We start from the raw sequence: 18,593 nt of genomic DNA, 5'->3' as shown, positions 1-18,593 counted from the left end.
AAATTTATTTTATTGTCTTTTACAGGCTAAAGTTTTGTTGAAATATACCTTTTGAAGTCTAAAAGCCAAAAATGATGTGAAAAAACAGTCAGATATTTTAAAATTCCTTATTTAACGTTTGATTAATAAGGTAAAAATATCACGTTGTCAAGAATTCTTTTTGGATTTTGTTAAAGAGATTGTCAACAGATTCAAAGAGTTCAGACCTTTTCCCCTCGTTGAGAATAACATAATCCGCCCTTGTCATTTTATTTTCCTGGGACATTTGAAGGTCAAGTATCTTTTGGGCATCTTTCTTTGTAACATTGTCCCGGTCAGAAATTCTTTTGATAAGATCCATATCCTTTGCCATGACAGCAATCGTGATATCAAATTGTTCCTCCATGCCTAATTCAAACAATAAAGGCACCTCGACGACCACCGCTTTTTTGTCCTTAATCTCTGCATTCTCTATTTGAGAAACCATTTCTTTGATAATTTGAGGATGTAAAATGTTCTCCATTTTTTGTCGAAGTAATGAATCATTCATGATGATATTTCGCAGCGTTGCCCTGTCCAGAGTTCCCTCTTTCCGGACCACTTTTTGGCCAAACAATTCAACTACCTTTTCAAAGGCCTCTTCTCCAGGTTCCACAACATACCTTGCAATCACATCACAATCCAAAGTGACCAGGCCAATCTCTTTAAACCTCTGACATACAAGACTCTTTCCTGAACCTGCCGATCCTGTGACTGCAATCCTTAAAATTTTCATATCATTTAAAATATTGATGTTTTGTGTGTTATTTAACCCGGCCGCATAGATATTGACTTATAATACGGTTTTATGATAATTTTCAAGCCCGTTTTTAATAATAATTGAAAGGATTTGGATTGTGGAAAGAACATTATCAATAATCAAACCCGATGGGGTTGCAAAAAACGTGGTTGGTGAAGTGATCAAACGGTTTGAAACCGATGGTATTCAAATTGCCGCCATGAAAATGATTCAGCTTACAAAAACACAGGCTAAAGGGTTTTATGCCGTTCATAAAGACCGCCCGTTTTTTGACAGTCTGACGGATTTTATGACTTCAGGACCTATTGTTGTCATGGTTCTTGAAGGAGAAAATGTGATTGCAAAAAACAGGAAACTCATGGGGGCTACCAATTTTGAAGAAGCAGAAGAAGGCACGATCAGAAAAGATTATGCAACAAATATAGAAAAAAATGTTGTCCATGGTTCTGATGCACCTGAAACCGCCGCTTTTGAAATTGGATATTTTTTCAACGATCTTGAAATCCAGAAAAAATAATCCACACCATTAATAAACCCAAATCCGCAGTCTGTAATTGAATTTTATGGCTGCGGATTTTTATTGTCCGAAGTTTCATGATTCATCTTCCCTGTTTTATAACCATCAATATCAATACTGGTATACTCAAATCCTATTTTTCGAAATTTCTTTGACACCTTTTGTCTGATATCACTATTAAATATCCTGTCTACCAGCCCGGGTTCAACTTCAATCCTAGCTGTTTTCCCATGGCATCTCACCCGCACCTGAGCAAATCCCAAATCCTGTAGAAAAAATTCTGCTTTATCAACCATAATGATATTTTTAGCTGTTATCTTTTTATGATATGGAATCCTTGTTGCCAGGCAGGATTGGGAAGGCTTGTCCCATGTTTCTATCCCCAATTGCCTTGAAAGCATCCTGATATCAGCTTTTGTATGGTTTGCATCTACCAGAGGAGAATAGAAGCCAAGCTCTTTTGCCGCTTTTAATCCAGGCCGAAAGTCTTTTAAATCATCCAGGTTTACGGCGTGAACTAAAGATTTAATACCCAGATTTTCAGCTATCTCTTTTATCAGTGAAAACATTTGTTTTTTGCAATAGTAACAACGATCTAAAGTATTACGAACCACATCTCCATTTTCAAGAATATCCACATCAAGACAGATATGTTGAACCCCAATTGAAAGGGCGATTCTCTTTGCAAACTCAATTTCCCTTTCCGGCACGAACTGTGAAGAAACAGTAATGGCAAGCAAATTTTGAGGATTTATTTTTTTTGCCACTGCCAGCAGAAAGCTACTGTCAACACCGCCTGAAAAAGCCACTGCAAAAGAGGACAGTTTAGTCAATCTTTTTTCAAGATCCTTAAGTTTTTTATTATAATTCATTTCATCCTGATTAATGAGTATAAATCTCAAATTTGGTTTCAGCACTGGTAAGGCTGTCAATCCGTTCCTGGTATGTTCTTCTCTCCTTGCTGACAAGCCATTTTGACCAGTCATCAATATGCTGCCATTTACTTATGACAAGAAGTTCCCCTTTTATATCTACCCGTTTTAAGGTTTCAGCCCCGATATAGCCTTCCTGATTTAAAGCAGCACTTCTCATCTCCCGGTATAGCTCTTCCAGCAAGCTTTCATTTCCAGGCACAAACTTTCTTTTAATCAATACTGTAACAGCCATCTTTCCCTCCCATATATCATAATTTTTATGAAAAAATATGGAACACCTAATGTCTTATATACCATAATCCACCTGCCTTTAACAAACCCAGGAGCCAAGATAATTCTTGACTAAACAACAGGCTTGATATATAAGCCCATCATTATTTTGCTGGGTGATCGTCCAACGGCAGGACTACGGACTCTGACTCCGTCAATTAAGGTTCAAATCCTTATCACCCAGCCATTTAAAAGACAAAGGTTTTCAGCTTTTCGGTTGAAAGCCTTTTTGCTTATTGAACCGAAATTTAAAAATTCGTATCCATTCACGGGTGTGTTGCACCTTTCGATTGCCACCGGGCACTTCCAACCAAATTATATTAACATAATGCCTAAATAGCTTGATAGTTTCGACAAGATTATATACTTTATTGGCGTTATAAAAAAATATTATTTACTTTCAGACAAAAAACTATTGCAAAAAACGTTGAATTCGCATATTTAGTTCCGCTCATTCAAAAAACCAAGCTAATATGAGGGACAAAAAAAGGAGAAATAACAACTATGAGTAATAAAGAGTACAGTATTTACAGTGGCGGACTTAAAGGCACAGAAGAAACTTTTGGAGAATGCGCCCAAAAGTATGGAATCAATGAAATAAATTTCTCGTTTGAGGGGCATAAGTGTTCGCGGGAAAAAAACATTACCATGCTTAGTGATGAGGAACTGAAAAAAGGCAATATCAGTATGGAGATAGTATCCGCACGAATGGGCAGGAGATATGCACGGGTAGATAAAATCAGAAAAGTTTTTCAGATTATTTTCCATATGGTTAATAAAGGGTATCAGGTGTTTGCAATCGGTTGGATTCAGTCTGACAAAACGGTTAAAGGCGGAACTGGCTGGGGTGTTGAGCTTGCCAAATTTTTTAACAGACCTGTAAGCGTTTTTGATCAAGACAAAAATAAGTGGTATACATGGAAAGAAAATGAATGGGTGGAAGATGAACCTGTAATTTTACATAAAACTTTTTGCGGGACAGGAACCAGAAACATTTCGGATGAAGGTAAAAAAGCCATTGAAAACCTTTTCAGCCGTTCCTTTGCATAATAATATAAAAAATTGGCAGGTCTACCTATTAGAATGCGCTGATAGATCCTTGTATTGTGGTGTTACCAAAAATCTCGAAAACCGTCTGTTAAAACACAACGAAGGGGTTGCTTCAAAATATACAAGATCCAGACTACCAGTGAAATTAGTTGCTGTCAGGAAAGATCTTACAAAAAGCAACGCTCTTAAACTTGAGTACCAAATTAAAAAACTTCCGGCTGGAGAAAAAATTGCAGCTTTAAAAAATGATGCTTCTGTTTTAAAAGCTCTTGAAGATTAATTTTTTCTGGGCTCAAATCTTTTTTTAATTGGAATTGAGATTACCTCTGTTTCATTGCGTGACAGGGGTGATTACTCTACAATTTCCAGAATGACTCTTTTCTGTTCCTTTGCAGATGCGCAGGATAAAATAGTTCGCATGGCCTGAGCTGTTCTGCCTTTTTTGCCAATGACCTTCCCAAGATCTTCTTTTGCAACCCGTAATTCCAATACAAGAGTCTGTTGAGCCTTAATTTCCTGGACTTCGACCTGATCCGAATTGTCAACCAGCGCTTTCGCAATGTACGTAATCAACTCTTTCATAACCTGTTCTCCTTATTTTACCTGTCAGATGGTAGCCGAAAATATAATATGAGCCCTAAAAGTATTGCCATAATCGTTACATCTCTTGGGAAATAAACCCAGAAAAATTTAAACTAGAATATCACAGCTTACAATAATCTCAAGTATTATTTATCTGCAACGGGTTTGTACGTAATGAAGTTATCAATATTACCATTATAGACTATAACAAATAATCAAGTTTTATCCATTTTGCTTGACATAAAAAAGAAATTCATTATTTTAAGACACATGTTTTAATTTTATGATGAAATATTTTATTATTATGCCCGGTAAAATATTCTTTTTAGATCAGGGTGAAATAAAGGGACAAACAGTGGTTACAGAAATTACACCAGCTGATGCCGAACGTAGAATGTTGTCAGGTGCAGGATATGCTGATCCGGCAATTAATTATTATCTTGAAAAAAAATATATGGGTCATATTGAAAATGCTGACCAGATATCTGAAAAAATCGGATCCTGTGGAGATATTATGAGGGTCTACCTTAAAATTGATGATAATAACCTCATCGATGATGTCCGGTATGAAATCACAGGTTGCGCCGGAGCAATTTCTGCTGCCATGGCTGCAGTTGATCTGGTAAAGGGCAAAACAATTGATGATGCATTAAAAATAAATGACGGAGATGTTTTTAAAGTCCTTGGAAATATTCCGGAAAAAAAACATCATTGTATTCAGCTTGCTGTTAAGACGATGCATAAAGGAATTCAAGAATATAAAACCGAAAAAGTACTGTAAATTATTCAGCCCTGAAATCAGAATCACTCCTCTCACGGCTGAATCACAAAAGGAGAAAATCATTTTCGATTCTTTTCTGAAAAAATTTCTTACTTTTACTCTCCTCTGTATCTTTTTATTATCAGGGTGCAGTGCATCTTCTGGATTTCGTGTTAAGGATCTTGCCAAAACCAATATTGATGTTATCTCTGAAATTCACATGAATCAGGCGATCACCCTTTTAAAAAACCTCACAGTAAAGCTTTACAAAAAAAATCCATATGAATTAAAAAAAATTCAAGGCAAGACAATTGATTCCCGTCTAAACCAAATATTTATATGTCCGGTTGATAAAAGACATGAAGAACTTAAATTCCAAGAGAGTACGGATGCTATTTTGCTGGGATTTGAGCCCGAATTTGAAGGCGATCGCGTCTTTGCACTGATGGTTGGTTTATATACAATGATTCATAAATCATATAACAGCAAATGTGAACTCTTCATGCTGGATTATCTGGATGCACAAAATCTGTACAACAGTGCCCGAAATATTGAAATCGTTGTCTGGCGACTTAAAACAAGAAAAAAGGGTAACGGCCAGTTATTCATCCTCACCAATAGTTTGAAAGGTGAAGTGCAAAATTTAAGCTATGAACGCATTTTCGGAAAGATCATTTCTCTTCAGGATACCATGGCATCAATCGTTTCCAACAGAAGTGGCAGGATCATAAAAAAAGTGGTGCAGATAGCGGGTATGGCATTTTTGCCCATTGGCATCTAAAACTTCAGGGGTTTAACATTTTCTCAAACCGCTGCAATTGACTTTTGTAATACTCTTTTTTGTCTTTTGAACGGTTCAGGGCCTCTTTCGCGGCAGTTACAGCATCCTGGATATCATTATTGACAAAAAGCGCTTCGGCATAGGTGTCTAAAATAAAGGCTTCTCTTTTTTGCTCCAAAGCCCTTGTGGCATATTTCAGAGCCTTTTTCCTGTTCCTGTACTCTTCTTTTGGACATGTTGCAAAAAGCCATGACAAATTATTTAATGCATGGACATTTTCATAATCCACCCTCAAAACATTTTCATATGAATCAATGGCCTTTTCATAATTTTTCTTGTTATAATAATAATCGCCGACAACAGCATGAAGGCCCGAGTTTTCAGGATCAACATCCAGCTGTTGAAAAAGAATGTTTTCAGCTATAAAATTGCCGAATGCTTCCTTGGCCATGCCATAATTAATGGAATAACCAAAACCAAATAGTATAATAACCAGGACAAAATATCCGATAATCAACTTTCTGACTTGTAAATGATGGGCCTTTATCAAAGCGGGGGTCGATTGACATTTTTCCAGAAACCTTACTCTTTGGCCGATACTGAAATGATGCCAGTTGGGCTTTTCAATGGATTGTCTGGAAAAGGATGCGATCTTGTAGAATGTTGAAATAAGCGGGGATGCATCATCGGTGAAATGGTAGACATGAATATCAGCCTGACGTTCAAAGTTTCTCATGAAAAATCCGAATACAAACCTGAAATAAAGAATAAAAGATCCTATAAGTGTTGTGCTGATTAAAATCGGGTAAGCCGTATTTTTTTCAATACCGATAAACTCAAACAACTTATAGACGGGTTCAAAAATATATAATAACAGCATAACGGGTTCAAAGAAGACAAAATTACAGGCAATAAACCCTGCAAAAAAGAAAAGGTAAAACAACATATGATATTTTTGAACATGCCCGATCTCATGCATTATAACCGCATCTATTTCATCATCATTCAATGAATGGAGCAAGGCGGGTGTAACAAGAATATACCGGAATCGCCCGACAAGACCCATTACGCCGGCTGTAATCATGGTGCCGCCAAACAACTCCCATTTTAAAATATTTGAATATTTTAGTCCGACTTTTTGGCAAACACCTTCGATTCTGGTTCTTGGTAATCCCGGCTCTAATGGCTTGCAATTCCAAAGTTTTTTGATTAACACAGGCCCGAAAATGGCTATAGCAACAAGAAACAAGGCGATATATCCAATTTCTCCGGCAGGGGTTTTTAATAATTGCCTAACCGGTTGCCAGGGCAACAATCCCAGGATATCGGCAACTATTGACAGGAAAAACCAGGGCAGAAGCGCTGGTAAAGAAAAGGAAACATTGGACATGATAAAGTTCTTTTTTGATACTTTTCCTGCAAAATATCGCTTCTGAACACCATATGCTGCATTCCAGATAATTATCAGATATAAAAGAAACAGCCCTAAAAAAATAATGGCTTCAATCGTTGGAATAACATCAAATAATTTTATTCCGGAAAATAAAAGATTTAGTTTGAACCCATAAATATTTACGGCAAAAATCACCAGCGCAAGTACAGACAGATGTGAAATATAAGTATTGATTAAATGGTCAATGTTCCCGTAAGGGTTTTCAGATGCCTTTTTTGAAAGCCGTTTAAATGCAATATGACAAATAAAAACAAATAAAGCACTGATCATAAAACTGGCGAAAACAAGGCTATTATCAAAGCTTTTAACCGTCTCAAACAGTTCAGAGGTTGTATATATGATCAAAGCGATAAGAAAATATAAAAAATTAGAAAACATTTAAATGGTCCCCTGAGTGGCAAAGGTGTTCAAAATTATCCAGGATTTCACATCAAACTTGATCTTGTTGCCATATAGAATATCTGAGGCCTGTTCCCTGGATAACGTCATGACTTCAATATCCTCGGACGCTTCATTGAACCGGCTTGTGGGGTGGCCTTCGCATTCAACAAACAGCAAACTGATGGACTCGTCGGTCATACCGGAAGATGAAAAAATGGCAGGACTTTTTTTTAACACCTTTGTAACGGTCAACCCGGTTTCTTCAAAAAGTTCCCTTTTTCCTGTCTGCTCAACTGTCTCACCAATATCCACCAGACCTGCCGGAAATCCGTATTGATAACCGCCAAGGGCAACTCTGAATTCTTTTATTACGACTATTTTTGATTCTGGTTTATGAAGCGGAACAATAACGACCGCATCCGGTTTTGTATAATTTTTTTCAAGGGGATTTAAGTCCTTTGATCGTGATGCAAAAATCCATTGTTTTTCACAATTTATCCGATCTTTATAACTGATTGAAAAAAGATTCAGATGTTTGCAGTCTGTTATTTTTTTGACATTATTAATTTTCATATCTGCTCCCTGCTAAAAACCATGGATAGAAAATAAGCATGCAAGGAAAAAATACTACCCAATATGATCTGTTTTTACAATGAAAGAAACCTTACGTTTAAGCAGGGCTTATGTACATTAGATGTTTGAATGCAAGCCAAAAATGACTGGCACTTCCCAATAACACAAACAAATGCCATATTTCATGGAATCCAAATATACCGGGAAATGGATCTGGTTTTTTTATGGAATAGATAATGGCGCCGGCACTGTAAAACAGTCCGCCTAAAGCCAGCCAAAAAAGGCAGACAGGCTCAAGGGTTTTTACAAGAGGATAAACCGCAATCACACACAGCCATCCCATGATCAGATAAATCATGGTGGAAATCCATCTGGGTACATTCATTGCAAAAATCTTTAATCCTATTCCAATAATTGCAATGCCCCAGACCGCACCAAAGATACTCCATCCCCAGGGACCGCGCAACGGCACAAGGCAAACGGGTGTATATGATCCAGCTATGAGCATAAAGATCATAATATGATCAATCCTTCGAAAAACCAATAAAGTTTTTTCAGATATTTTCAATCCATGATAAAGAAAACTTGCCGTATACATTAAAACCAATGTGGTACCAAAAATGGCAAAAGAGACTACATGCCATGTATCTGCCTTGATTGCAGCAAACACAACCATTAATGTTAAACCGATTATAGATGCAAGGGCACCTGCCATATGGGATATGGCATTTACAGGCTCTCTGAAAATTTTTACACAGGACAACATATGACTAATATAAATCTTATTTCATTAAATTAATATTATTTTTTCCAATATTACATTTTTTTTACTGCGACTCTATTGAAAAAATAGTATATCATTCAATAATAATTCTTGAAAAATATTACGAATATGCTAATAGTTGCAAAGGCTTTAAAGATTCAAGCAATACATACGCAGGAATAATTCTTACAGAATTATTCTAAATCAATTAATCTAAGTAAATGGAGGGGAGTATCTATGAAATTATTAAAAGTATTAGCAGTTTGCCTTACCGTTCTTGCTATGTCCACATTTGCCATGGCTGGAACACTTGAAGATGTTAGAGCGAAGGGGTGGATTCAAGTTGGAGTCAACGGCAGCCTTTTTGGCTTTGGAAAAGCCGATGATAAAGGTGTCTGGAGAGGCCTTGATGTTGATTCTGCCAGGGCTGTTTCTGTCGCAGTTTTTGGCAGTCCTGACAAATTAAAATTCACTCCTCTGACAGCCAAAACAAGATTTACAGCATTGCAGTCAGGAGAAATTGATGTTCTTTTCAGAAATTGTACACAAACCTTAAGCCGGGACACGGCTCTTGGCCTTGATTTCTGCCAGGTAAATTATTATGACGGTCAGGGATTCCTAATTCCCAAAAAACTGGGTGTGAAAAGCGCTAAAGAACTTGATGGTGCTACAGTATGTGTTCTTCCTGGAACGACTACAGAAATGAACGTTGCTGATTATTTCAGGGCAAACGGAATGAAAATGAATCCGGTTGTTATTGAAGACACCGCCGAACTTGCCAAGGCCTTTTTTGCAGGCCGGTGCGACTGTTTAACATCAGATGCGTCCCAGCTTGCAGGAACGCGCGCAGTTGCTCCAAATCCTGCGGACTATATGATTCTTCCTGAAATAATTTCAAAGGAACCCCTGGCTCCTGCAGTAAGGCACGGAGATAACCAGTGGAAAGACATTGTTAATTATTCTGTACTTGCTCTTATAAATGCTGAAGAGCTTGGTATTACTTCTAAGAATGTTGATGAAATGCTGAAAAGCAATGACCCTAAAATCAAAAGATTCCTGGGCGTTACAAAAGGTATTGGGAAAGCGATTGGTCTTGATGAAAAGTTCGCTTACAACATCATTAAAATGGTTGGTAATTATGGCGAAATCTTTGAAAGAAACGTTGGTATTAATACTCAGCTTGGTATAGAAAGAGGGCTTAATGCACTTTGGACAGATGGCGGCTTAATGTACTCTCCACCATTCAAGTAATTCCTAACTTTGCATTTAATATGGTGCAATGAAAATTGCACCATATTTTTTTTGAAAGCATTTAAAAAGCATAATGAATACAGATAGTAATAATAAAATTTCTGAGAACATATCCTTCTGGTATGATCCTGATAAACGATCCATACTTTATCAGATTGGAGCGGCGTGTTTATTTGCTTTTGTTGCATGGTACCTCGTTTCCAACACAATGACCAATTTGGAAAGACAATCAATTGCGACAGGATTTGGATTCTTAAATAAGGAAGCCGCTTTTGAAATCGGAGAATCTTTAATTGAGTATTCGGCAGCAGACAGGTATGCCAGAGCTCTTTCTGTCGGTTTTTTTAATACTCTGCTGGTATCATTTATTGGAATCATCCTGACGGTTGTTCTCGGAACATTTCTTGGGATAGCCAGATTATCAAAAAACTGGCTGATTAATAAATGTGCAGCAGGATATATTGAACTGTTTCAAGACATACCGATCTTATTACAACTTTTTTTCTGGTATGCTTTTTTTTATGAAATGCTACCTTCGCCAAAAGAAGCATTAACGCCATTCAAAGGTTTGTTTTTATGTAACAGAGGATTAATCTTTGGAATTCCACAAGCACATCCTGTTTATAAATATATGGCAATTGCTATAATAATTGCCGTTATTGTAATTTTTTTCCTGAAAAAATGGGCTAAAAAAAGACAGGATTTAACGGGTAAGCCTTTCCCTGTTATTATTACTTCCATAATTTTATTAATTGGATTTCCTTTTGTGTGCTGGATAATTGGCGGGACTCCGACGGATATGAGTGTTCCCGAATTAAAAGGATTTAACTTTAAGGGCGGATTAACCATTAGTCCTGAATTCGCAGCGCTTCTTTTAGGACTTGTTTTATATACGGCAGCGTTTGTTGCTGAAGTTGTAAGAGCAGGGATTCAAGCCGTCAGTAAAGGTCAGACAGAAGCTGCAGTGGCCATCGGTTTAAAACCCGGACAGCTTTTAAATCTCATTATTCTTCCCCAGGCATTACGGGTTATTATTCCGCCTTTAACAAGCCAGATGCTCAATTTAACAAAAAACAGCTCACTTGCTGTAGCCATTGGGTATCCGGATTTTGTTTCTGTTGCCGGAACTGCGATTAATCAAACAGGCCAGGCAATTGAGGGCGTTATGTTAATCATGATTGTATATCTTATATTCAGTTTATCAACCTCAGCTTTTATGAATTTTTATAACAAAAAAATGGCAATAGTTGAAAGGTGATGATTGTAAAATCAAGTTTTTATGGAATTACATGCAAAAAATGAAAATAAGGTCATAATTAAACCGCCAATATCAAGTGTTGGTATTTTGGGATGGATCAGAGAAAATTTATTTTCTAGTCCTTTTAATACTATACTAACTATTATTATTGTCAGTATCTTATGGTTTTCAATTATTCCTTTTTTAAATTGGGCTTTAATAGACAGTTCCTGGCTTCCGGATGCTAACTGCAGGGAATCAGGCGGTGCATGCTGGTCGATCATTTCAAGTAATTATAAAATTATTCTTTTTGGATTTTATCCCCAGGATATCTTATGGCGTCCTATAACAGCTATTTTCATGCTGGTATCATTACTTTTTATAAGTAGAAATAGAAATTACTGGAATGCATTTCTTGGATATTCCTGGATTATTGCATTAGTGATTATGGGGGTATTATTAAAAGGTGGTATTTTAGGACTTGAACCTGTTGATATTGAAAGATGGGGGGGGATAATCCTAACATTACTCCTGTCTGTTTTTGGTTTAACAGCAGCCTATCCTTTAGGTATTCTTCTGGCCCTGGGTCGGCAGTCAGAAATGCCGGTTATTAAAACATTCTGTGTTTTTTATATCGAACTGATTAGGGGTGTTCCTTTAATCAGTTTATTATTTATGTCTTCTGTGGTTTTTCCATTATTCTTGCCTGAAGGGGTCTCAATAAATGCAATCTTGAGAGCCCAGGTTGCCATTATCATGTTTACGGCAGCATATGTTGCGGAGGTTGTCAGAGGCGGCTTACAGGGAATGAATAAAGGCCAGTTTGAAGCAGCTGATTCCCTTGGATTAAATTATTTGCAGACCATGAGACTGATTATCCTGCCCCAGGCATTAAAAATTGTTATTCCGCCATCTGTCAGCGTTTTAATTTCTGCTTTTAAAGATACATCCCTTGTCGTTATAATCGGGTTATATGATTTATTAAAAACGACACAGACAACCTTGTCAGAACCAAAATGGATGGGATTTTCAGCAGAAGCGTACATATTTATAGCGTTAATTTATTTTGTATGTTGCTTTTTTATGTCTAACTATAGCAGAAAGCTGGAAAAAGAACTTGATACAGGTTTATAATAATTATTATTAACAACTTTATTTATAAAGCGATTATTTATGAGCGAAGAAAAAATTAAAAAAGAAGATGTTTCAAGTGAAGATACAGTGATTGAAATTATCAATATGCATAAATGGTACGGTGATTTCCATGTTTTAAACAATATTAATATCACTGTTAAAAAGAAAGAGATTATTGTTGTTTGCGGCCCGTCCGGATCTGGAAAATCAACACTTATAAGATGTATAAACAGACTTGAAGAGCACCAGAAAGGTCAAATAATTGTTGATGGTATTGAGCTTACCAAGGACCTTAAAAATATTGAAAAAGTCAGATCTGAAGTGGGTATGGTTTTTCAACATTTCAATCTGTTTCCCCACCTTACAATTGTTGAAAATTTAACAATCGGACCTATATGGGTGAGGAAAATACCCAAAAAAGAAGCTGAAGAAATAGCAATGCTTTACCTTGAAAAAGTTCAGATTGCAGAACAAGCAGCAAAATTCCCGGGCCAGCTATCCGGAGGTCAACAGCAAAGGGTGGCAATTGCGAGAAGCCTTTGCATGAAACCCAATATAATGCTTTTTGATGAGGCGACTTCAGCCCTTGATCCTGAAATGGTAAAAGAGGTTCTTGATGTCATTGTAAACCTGGCACGAGATGGCATGACCATGATTGTTGTAACCCACGAGATGGGTTTTGCAAAAAGCGTTGCGCACAGGGTTCTTTTTATGGATGAAGGAGAAATTATTGAAGAGAACGAACCTGAAGAGTTTTTCAACAATCCTCAGAATGACAGAACCAAACTGTTTCTAAGCCAAATTTTATATTGATAAATTCTTAGTGTTTATTACAGATTTTCAATGTCGATTTTTTTGCATCCACTAGTGTTAACTGGAGGATAATTCAATGATGAATATATTAAAAGGCGATCTGGTTCAATTCGCTCTGACCGGACGCTTTGATGTCATTATCCATGGTTGCAACTGCTTTTGTTCCATGGGAGCGGGTATAGCAAAACTGATCAGAGATAATTTTCCAGAGGCTTATCAAGCCGATCTGAAAACAGGGATGGGAGATAAGAAAAAACTGGGCGCATACTCTATGGCACGCATTGAAAGAAATGACAATATTTTCACCATTATTAACGGATATACCCAATATGATTTTTCAGGCCACGGTGTACTGGTTGATTATGAAGCCATCCAAAAACTCTTTGCCGGGATAAAGAATGATTTTGCAAATCAGAAAATCGGCTACCCGAAAATAGGTGCCGGTCTTGCAAAAGGGAACTGGGAAATGATATCTGATATCATTAACAAAGAACTGCAAGGAGAAGACCATACTTTAGTAGAGTACAGTAAAATTTAATTTGTAAAAGAGCACTTCTATCTGCTAAAGCAAAAGACTTGTAAAAATTTTCAAGATAATAAGGAAGCATATGATAAACGTAGGCATTGCGGGAGCATCCGGGTATACAGGTGTTGAACTTGTCAAACTGATTTCCAATCATCCAAAAGCTAAATTGTGTGCTGTTACATCAAACAGCTATAAAGGTAAATCTTTGACAAATATTTTCCCTTCCATGAGAGGATTTGAAAATCTGATTTGTGAAGATTTAGATATTAAATCACTTTCCAAAAAAGTAGATGTCATGTTTTTAGCACTGCCGCACAAAGTATCAATGATGCATGTACCAACGCTTCTGGAACATAAGGTAAAAGTTGTTGATTTATCAGCTGACTACAGATTCACAGACGCAAAAACATATGAATCGGCCTATCAGAAACACACCTCAAAGCATCTCTTAAAAGAAAGTGTTTATGGTCTTAGTGAAATATACAGGGACCGGATAAAGACATCAAACCTTGTCGGCAACCCGGGCTGCTATCCCACAAGCATTCTATTACCCTTACTTCCTCTTTTAAAGGAGGGATTGATCCGGCCCGATGGCATTATTTCAGATTCAAAATCCGGTGTAAGCGGTGCAGGACGCTCTTTATCGCCTTCCACTCATTTTTGCGAAGTCAATGAATCATTCAACGCCTATAAAATTGGGAACCACAGGCATACCCCTGAAATAAATGAAGTCTTAAGTATTCATTCGCAACAAAAAGTGGACATAACCTTTGTGCCACACTTGCTTCCCTTAACAAGGGGAATGCTGTCAACAATTTATGCTCAGTCAACAAATGATGCAAACGAAAAGAATATCAGAAAAACCTTACATTCCTATTATGGTGATGAGCCTTTTGTAAGAATACTTGACAAAAATATGTATCCGGCAACTTCTCATGTTAAAGGGACTAACTGCTGTGATATTGGCTTTCACTTTGATGAAAAAACAAAACAAATTATTATTGTTTCCGCCATTGACAACCTTTTAAAGGGTGCTGCGGGACAGGCGGTTCAAAACATGAATATACTGTTTGGTTTAAATGATGAAACAGGCTTAAATCCGGTTCAAGGACCTTTGTAATGAATATTATACTTGACATAAAAAAGATATCTAACTAAAAAAGGTTGTAATGAGAAAAAGCATTGAAATATGGTTTCATTCCGGCGCCACTTCTAATATCAAGGAATTTTCTATCCGCAAGACCACATTAAGGTTTATACTTCTCACTGTTATTACTGCGATTGGCGGAGCATCCTTCATTGGATACGATTACTTTCGGCTTAAAAAAATATCATTTAATAATATAGTTTTAAATCAAACCATCATTAAACAAAATGATGAAATCAGAAACCAGAGAAGCCAGATTCAAATTTTTTCCGGTGAACTGGAAATTTTAAAAAAACAGGTTGATAATCTTTCAAAATTTGAAGATAAGGTAAGGCTCATCGCAGACATTAAACAAACCAGCGACTCAAGCGGCTTGATCGGAATCGGCGGCATCCCAAGAGACGAACTTGACCAGGATATTCCATTAGACCAAAAGCATAACAACCTGATGCGTGAAATGCACCAGCAGGTGGGCCAGACAAATCTTGCTGCCCAAAAACAAACTCTTGATTTTGAACATCTGATTAAACTGCTTGAACAAAAAAGAAACCTTCTTGCATCCACTCCTTCCATAAAACCGGTTGACGGATGGATTTCTTCAAGGTTCGGATATCGGACATCTCCTTTTACCGGACAAAAAGAATTTCACGCGGGCCTGGATATCTCAAATAAAAGTGGAACAAAAATTATTGCAACGGCCAATGGCAGAATCTCTTATGCTGCCAGAAAAATGCACATTGGCAACCTGGTGGTGATTGATCATGGTCATGGCCGGGTCACCAAGTACGGGCACTTGAAAAAACTTCTGGTCAAACCGGGTCAAAAAGTTAAACGGGGTGATGTTATTGCCCTTCTCGGCAACACAGGAAAAAGTACAGGTCCTCATGTTCATTATGAAGTCAGGATTAACGGCACTCCTGTGAATCCTTTAAAGTACATTCTAAATTAGTCTTTATAATTTTTATGTGTGCATGTACATCTTTCAGCCTTTTCATTTTTTCCCCAAATAAACAATAATTTAAATTTTTTGTTTTAATTTGGCAAATTAATGCTTATATGTCTTATCTGAAACGATTTTATTTTTTTATAGATTTAAAAATTAGGTAAATTATACATGGTATTCAATTTTTTTACGAAGATCTTTGGATCTAACAATGACAGGATTTTAAAAACGCTCCAACCGATTGTTGATGAAATCAATCTTCTTGAGCCTCAAATGCAAGAGTTGTCTGATGACCAGATAGCTCAAAAAACAATTGAATTCAAAGAAAAAATTGAAAACGGCGAAACCTTGGATGCTATTTTACCATCTGCCTTTGCCCTGGTAAGGGAAGCCTCTGTCAGAACTCTCGGGCTACGCCATTTTGATGTTCAGCTCATTGGCGGTATCGCACTTCACAATGGAAGTATTGCTGAAATGAAAACCGGTGAAGGAAAGACATTGATGTCCACCCTTCCTGCCTACCTTAATGCCTTGTCAGGAAAAGGGGTTCACATTATCACTGTCAATGATTACCTGGCCAAGCGTGATGCGGAGTGGATGGCCCAAATTTACAATTTTCTGGGATTAAGAGTTGGTGCCATTATCCATGATATTGATGATCAGGAAAGAAAAGTGGCCTATAGTTCAGATATCACCTATGGCACAAACAATGAATTCGGGTTTGATTACCTAAGGGACAATATGAAATTTGACACAGAATCCCTTGCCCAGAAAGAACTCAATTTTGCCATTGTGGATGAGGTTGACAGTATTCTTATTGATGAAGCCAGAACACCGCTGATCATTTCAGGGCCGGCTGAAAAATCCACCCATTTTTATACCCATGTCAATGCCATTATCCCGGCCTTTAAAAAAGATACGGATTATACTCTTGATGAAGAATCAAAAAGTGTTTCTTTAACAGAAACAGGAATTGCCATGGGTGAAAACATTCTCAAGGTGGACAATCTATATGATCCGGCAAATATAGAAATACTCCACCATTTGAACCAGGCCCTGAAAGCCCACACTCTTTTCAACCGGGATACGGATTATATTGTTAAAAACAACCAGGTGATCATTGTTGATGAATTTACAGGACGTTTAATGACAGGTCGACGTTACAGCGAAGGACTTCACCAGGCCCTTGAAGCAAAAGAAAATGTCAAAATCGAAAATGAAAATCAAACCCTTGCATCCATCACATTCCAGAACTATTTCAGGATGTATAACAAATTATCCGGTATGACCGGTACGGCTGAAACCGAAGCTCCTGAATTTAAAAAAATATATAACCTCGATGTCCTGGTAATCCCGACCCATATGGAAATGATCCGTGAAGATTTTCCGGATCTGATATACAAAACAAAAAAAGAAAAATATGACGCTGCCATAAAAGAAATGATAAGGCTTCATAAAAAAGGCCAGCCTGTCCTTGTAGGAACCATTTCCATTGATGTTTCCGAGGATATGAGTAAAAAACTCAAGAAGAAAGGCATCAAACACACTGTTTTAAATGCAAAGCACCATAAAGCAGAGGCTGAAATTGTTGCCAATGCAGGACAAAAAGGAGCTATCACCATTTCAACCAATATGGCTGGCCGTGGTACGGATATTGTTCTTGGAGAAGGGGTAAAAGAACTTGGCGGGCTTCATATTCTGGGCACATCCCGCCATGAATCCAGGCGAATTGATAACCAGCTTCGAGGTCGTTCCGGCAGACAGGGTGACCAGGGATCTTCAAGATTCTATCTCTCTTTGGAAGATGATCTCTTAAGAATTTTTGGCGGGGATCGAATTCATGCGGTTATGGATAAACTTGGAATTGAAGAAGGCGAGCATATCGAACATTCATTTATCAGCCGGGCCATAGAAAATGCCCAGTCAAAGGTTGAAGGTCACAACTTTGAAATCAGAAAGCATTTGCTTGAATATGATGATGTGATGAACCAGCAAAGGGAAGTGATCTACCGACAAAGACGCAAAGCATTGCTTGAAAAAAACTTGAAAACGGCTGTTATAGAAATGATCGAAGACAAAGCCTATGATCTTGTTGATGAATTTGCCATCGAAAAAACCCCTGTCAAACAATGGGATTTACAAGGCCTTGAAAACAGAATCAAACAACTATTTATCTTTAACCCTGACCTTGAAACCGCTGTGAATGAAAATTACAGCCCGGAACAGCTGTCAGAAACTCTTTTTGAAAATTTGAAAGAAACTTACCGACAAAAAGAAGTCTCTATTGGAACGGACATCACAAGGGAAATCGAAAGACATATCATTCTTCAAACCGTTGATACCCGGTGGAAAGAACATCTGTTATCCATGGACCATTTAAAAGAGGGTATCGGACTGCGCGGATATGCACAGCAGGATCCTTTGCGAATTTATAAGAAAGAAGGCTTTGATATGTTCCATGGTTTGATGGAACGGATAAAAGAAGAAATAGTGAGTATTTTATTCAAAATCCAGGTATCAACCTCTTCCCGGGTGGATGAGATGAAAAAAGAAGAACAAGACGGTCTTACTTTTTCCCATTCAGATGGCTCCAGTATAAAGCAACCAGTGAAACGGTCTTCTAAAAAAATAAAAAGGAATGATCCCTGCCCCTGCGGAAGCGGTAAAAAATATAAAAAATGCTGTATGACATAGGGAAT

General features: G+C 37.4%; 20 protein-coding genes and 1 tRNA gene. 14 read left to right on the top strand and 7 right to left on the bottom strand.

Going from position 1 to position 18,593, the window contains the following annotated elements; genetic code table 11:
* Window positions 1–139 precede the first annotated feature (139 nt).
* On the bottom strand, window positions 140–754 hold the full coding sequence (coaE, locus tag QAI40_RS01460; RefSeq protein WP_299976406.1) for a dephospho-CoA kinase: 615 nt from the start codon (window positions 752–754) through the stop codon (window positions 140–142).
* Between the two features lie 121 nt (window positions 755–875).
* Between coaE and ndk the strand changes: the two genes are divergently transcribed.
* A complete protein-coding gene (ndk, locus tag QAI40_RS01455) occupies window positions 876–1,295 on the top strand; it encodes a nucleoside-diphosphate kinase (RefSeq protein ID WP_299976409.1) in 420 nt (139 codons plus the stop codon).
* Window positions 1,296–1,339: 44 nt separating this feature from the next.
* On the opposite strand, the gene larE is transcribed toward ndk, so the two are convergent.
* Both larE and QAI40_RS01445 read right to left on the bottom strand, forming a co-directional pair.
* Window positions 1,340–2,167 carry an ATP-dependent sacrificial sulfur transferase LarE gene (gene larE / locus QAI40_RS01450; protein WP_299976412.1) on the bottom strand — a complete coding sequence of 276 codons (828 nt, stop codon included), beginning with the start codon at window positions 2,165–2,167 and terminating at the stop codon, window positions 1,340–1,342.
* Window positions 2,168–2,177: 10 nt separating this feature from the next.
* Window positions 2,178–2,462: an antibiotic biosynthesis monooxygenase family protein gene (locus tag QAI40_RS01445; protein ID WP_299976415.1), complete on the bottom strand. Its 285-nt coding sequence runs from the start codon at window positions 2,460–2,462 to the stop codon at window positions 2,178–2,180.
* A gap of 151 nt (window positions 2,463–2,613) precedes the next feature.
* On the opposite strand from QAI40_RS01445, the gene QAI40_RS01440 reads away from it, so the two are divergent.
* The 3 genes from QAI40_RS01440 to QAI40_RS01430 all read left to right on the top strand — a co-directional run bounded on the left by QAI40_RS01440 (window position 2,614) and on the right by QAI40_RS01430 (window position 3,830).
* A tRNA-Gln gene (locus tag QAI40_RS01440) sits at window positions 2,614–2,687 on the top strand.
* 317 nt (window positions 2,688–3,004) lie between these two features.
* A complete protein-coding gene (locus tag QAI40_RS01435) occupies window positions 3,005–3,550 on the top strand; it encodes a hypothetical protein (RefSeq protein ID WP_299976417.1) in 546 nt (181 codons plus the stop codon).
* On the top strand, window positions 3,519–3,830 hold the full coding sequence (locus QAI40_RS01430) for a GIY-YIG nuclease family protein (RefSeq protein WP_299976420.1): 312 nt from the start codon (window positions 3,519–3,521) through the stop codon (window positions 3,828–3,830). The genes QAI40_RS01435 and QAI40_RS01430 overlap by 32 nt, the downstream gene beginning before the upstream one ends.
* A gap of 71 nt (window positions 3,831–3,901) precedes the next feature.
* On the opposite strand, the gene QAI40_RS01425 is transcribed toward QAI40_RS01430, so the two are convergent.
* On the bottom strand, window positions 3,902–4,132 hold the full coding sequence (locus QAI40_RS01425; RefSeq protein WP_291346387.1) for a KH domain-containing protein: 231 nt from the start codon (window positions 4,130–4,132) through the stop codon (window positions 3,902–3,904).
* A gap of 304 nt (window positions 4,133–4,436) precedes the next feature.
* On the opposite strand from QAI40_RS01425, the gene QAI40_RS01420 reads away from it, so the two are divergent.
* Window positions 4,437–4,913: an iron-sulfur cluster assembly scaffold protein gene (locus QAI40_RS01420; RefSeq protein ID WP_304511426.1), complete on the top strand. Its 477-nt coding sequence runs from the start codon at window positions 4,437–4,439 to the stop codon at window positions 4,911–4,913.
* Between the two features lie 199 nt (window positions 4,914–5,112).
* The gene (locus QAI40_RS01415; RefSeq protein WP_299976428.1) at window positions 5,113–5,673 is read left to right on the top strand and encodes a hypothetical protein; all 561 of its coding nucleotides are present in this window, start codon (window positions 5,113–5,115) and stop codon (window positions 5,671–5,673) included.
* Window positions 5,674–5,677: 4 nt separating this feature from the next.
* Here the strand turns inward: QAI40_RS01415 and QAI40_RS01410 are convergent, their stop codons facing one another.
* The 3 genes from QAI40_RS01410 to trhA all read right to left on the bottom strand — a co-directional run bounded on the left by QAI40_RS01410 (window position 5,678) and on the right by trhA (window position 8,846).
* Entirely contained in the window at window positions 5,678–7,504 is a 1,827-nt protein-coding gene (locus tag QAI40_RS01410; protein WP_299976432.1) for a M48 family metallopeptidase, read from the bottom strand.
* Complete coding sequence (locus QAI40_RS01405; RefSeq protein WP_299976434.1) at window positions 7,505–8,080, bottom strand: NUDIX hydrolase; 576 nt, start codon at window positions 8,078–8,080, stop codon at window positions 7,505–7,507.
* A gap of 97 nt (window positions 8,081–8,177) precedes the next feature.
* The gene (gene trhA / locus QAI40_RS01400; protein ID WP_299976437.1) at window positions 8,178–8,846 is read right to left on the bottom strand and encodes a PAQR family membrane homeostasis protein TrhA; all 669 of its coding nucleotides are present in this window, start codon (window positions 8,844–8,846) and stop codon (window positions 8,178–8,180) included.
* 234 nt (window positions 8,847–9,080) lie between these two features.
* Here trhA and QAI40_RS01395 point away from each other — a divergent pair, with 234 nt between their 5' ends.
* From QAI40_RS01395 to secA, 8 genes are all read left to right on the top strand, one after another.
* The gene (locus QAI40_RS01395; RefSeq protein ID WP_299976439.1) at window positions 9,081–10,094 is read left to right on the top strand and encodes an amino acid ABC transporter substrate-binding protein; all 1,014 of its coding nucleotides are present in this window, start codon (window positions 9,081–9,083) and stop codon (window positions 10,092–10,094) included.
* 73 nt (window positions 10,095–10,167) lie between these two features.
* Complete coding sequence (locus QAI40_RS01390; RefSeq protein ID WP_299976441.1) at window positions 10,168–11,352, top strand: amino acid ABC transporter permease; 1,185 nt, start codon at window positions 10,168–10,170, stop codon at window positions 11,350–11,352.
* Between the two features lie 21 nt (window positions 11,353–11,373).
* A complete protein-coding gene (locus tag QAI40_RS01385) occupies window positions 11,374–12,465 on the top strand; it encodes an amino acid ABC transporter permease (RefSeq protein ID WP_299976443.1) in 1,092 nt (363 codons plus the stop codon).
* 39 nt (window positions 12,466–12,504) lie between these two features.
* Window positions 12,505–13,278: an amino acid ABC transporter ATP-binding protein gene (locus QAI40_RS01380; RefSeq protein WP_304511425.1), complete on the top strand. Its 774-nt coding sequence runs from the start codon at window positions 12,505–12,507 to the stop codon at window positions 13,276–13,278.
* Between the two features lie 76 nt (window positions 13,279–13,354).
* Entirely contained in the window at window positions 13,355–13,816 is a 462-nt protein-coding gene (locus QAI40_RS01375) for a macro domain-containing protein (protein ID WP_299976449.1), read from the top strand.
* 70 nt (window positions 13,817–13,886) lie between these two features.
* The gene (gene argC, locus QAI40_RS01370) at window positions 13,887–14,924 is read left to right on the top strand and encodes an N-acetyl-gamma-glutamyl-phosphate reductase (protein ID WP_299976452.1); all 1,038 of its coding nucleotides are present in this window, start codon (window positions 13,887–13,889) and stop codon (window positions 14,922–14,924) included.
* 49 nt (window positions 14,925–14,973) lie between these two features.
* Window positions 14,974–15,900 carry a M23 family metallopeptidase gene (locus tag QAI40_RS01365; protein WP_299976454.1) on the top strand — a complete coding sequence of 309 codons (927 nt, stop codon included), beginning with the start codon at window positions 14,974–14,976 and terminating at the stop codon, window positions 15,898–15,900.
* Between the two features lie 165 nt (window positions 15,901–16,065).
* A complete protein-coding gene (gene secA / locus QAI40_RS01360) occupies window positions 16,066–18,588 on the top strand; it encodes a preprotein translocase subunit SecA (protein ID WP_299976457.1) in 2,523 nt (840 codons plus the stop codon).
* Window positions 18,589–18,593 lie beyond the last annotated feature (5 nt).

The sequence above is a fragment of the Desulfobacula sp. genome (assembly GCF_030611305.1).
Lineage (GTDB): Bacteria > Desulfobacterota > Desulfobacteria > Desulfobacterales > Desulfobacteraceae > Desulfobacula.
Note: the sequence above shows the minus strand (reverse complement) of the source record. Positions and strands in the feature narration are given on the sequence as shown.

Excerpts from the sequence above, each read along its gene's own strand:
- QAI40_RS01380 (WP_304511425.1), top strand. The coding sequence starts at position 12,505 with ATGAGCGAAGAAAAAATTAAAAAAGAAGATGTTTCAAGTGAAGATACA.
- QAI40_RS01410 (WP_299976432.1), bottom strand. The coding sequence starts at position 7,504 with ATGTTTTCTAATTTTTTATATTTTCTTATCGCTTTGATCATATATACA.
- QAI40_RS01395 (WP_299976439.1), top strand. The coding sequence starts at position 9,081 with ATGAAATTATTAAAAGTATTAGCAGTTTGCCTTACCGTTCTTGCTATG.
- QAI40_RS01405 (WP_299976434.1), bottom strand. The coding sequence starts at position 8,080 with ATGAAAATTAATAATGTCAAAAAAATAACAGACTGCAAACATCTGAAT.
- QAI40_RS01390 (WP_299976441.1), top strand. The coding sequence starts at position 10,168 with ATGAATACAGATAGTAATAATAAAATTTCTGAGAACATATCCTTCTGG.
- QAI40_RS01435 (WP_299976417.1), top strand. The coding sequence starts at position 3,005 with ATGAGTAATAAAGAGTACAGTATTTACAGTGGCGGACTTAAAGGCACA.
- larE (WP_299976412.1), bottom strand. The coding sequence starts at position 2,167 with ATGAATTATAATAAAAAACTTAAGGATCTTGAAAAAAGATTGACTAAA.
- QAI40_RS01445 (WP_299976415.1), bottom strand. The coding sequence starts at position 2,462 with ATGGCTGTTACAGTATTGATTAAAAGAAAGTTTGTGCCTGGAAATGAA.
- argC (WP_299976452.1), top strand. The coding sequence starts at position 13,887 with ATGATAAACGTAGGCATTGCGGGAGCATCCGGGTATACAGGTGTTGAA.
- trhA (WP_299976437.1), bottom strand. The coding sequence starts at position 8,846 with ATGTTGTCCTGTGTAAAAATTTTCAGAGAGCCTGTAAATGCCATATCC.
- QAI40_RS01375 (WP_299976449.1), top strand. The coding sequence starts at position 13,355 with ATGATGAATATATTAAAAGGCGATCTGGTTCAATTCGCTCTGACCGGA.
- QAI40_RS01425 (WP_291346387.1), bottom strand. The coding sequence starts at position 4,132 with ATGAAAGAGTTGATTACGTACATTGCGAAAGCGCTGGTTGACAATTCG.
- QAI40_RS01385 (WP_299976443.1), top strand. The coding sequence starts at position 11,374 with ATGGAATTACATGCAAAAAATGAAAATAAGGTCATAATTAAACCGCCA.
- QAI40_RS01420 (WP_304511426.1), top strand. The coding sequence starts at position 4,437 with ATGCCCGGTAAAATATTCTTTTTAGATCAGGGTGAAATAAAGGGACAA.
- coaE (WP_299976406.1), bottom strand. The coding sequence starts at position 754 with ATGAAAATTTTAAGGATTGCAGTCACAGGATCGGCAGGTTCAGGAAAG.
- QAI40_RS01415 (WP_299976428.1), top strand. The coding sequence starts at position 5,113 with ATGAATCAGGCGATCACCCTTTTAAAAAACCTCACAGTAAAGCTTTAC.
- QAI40_RS01365 (WP_299976454.1), top strand. The coding sequence starts at position 14,974 with ATGAGAAAAAGCATTGAAATATGGTTTCATTCCGGCGCCACTTCTAAT.
- secA (WP_299976457.1), top strand. The coding sequence starts at position 16,066 with ATGGTATTCAATTTTTTTACGAAGATCTTTGGATCTAACAATGACAGG.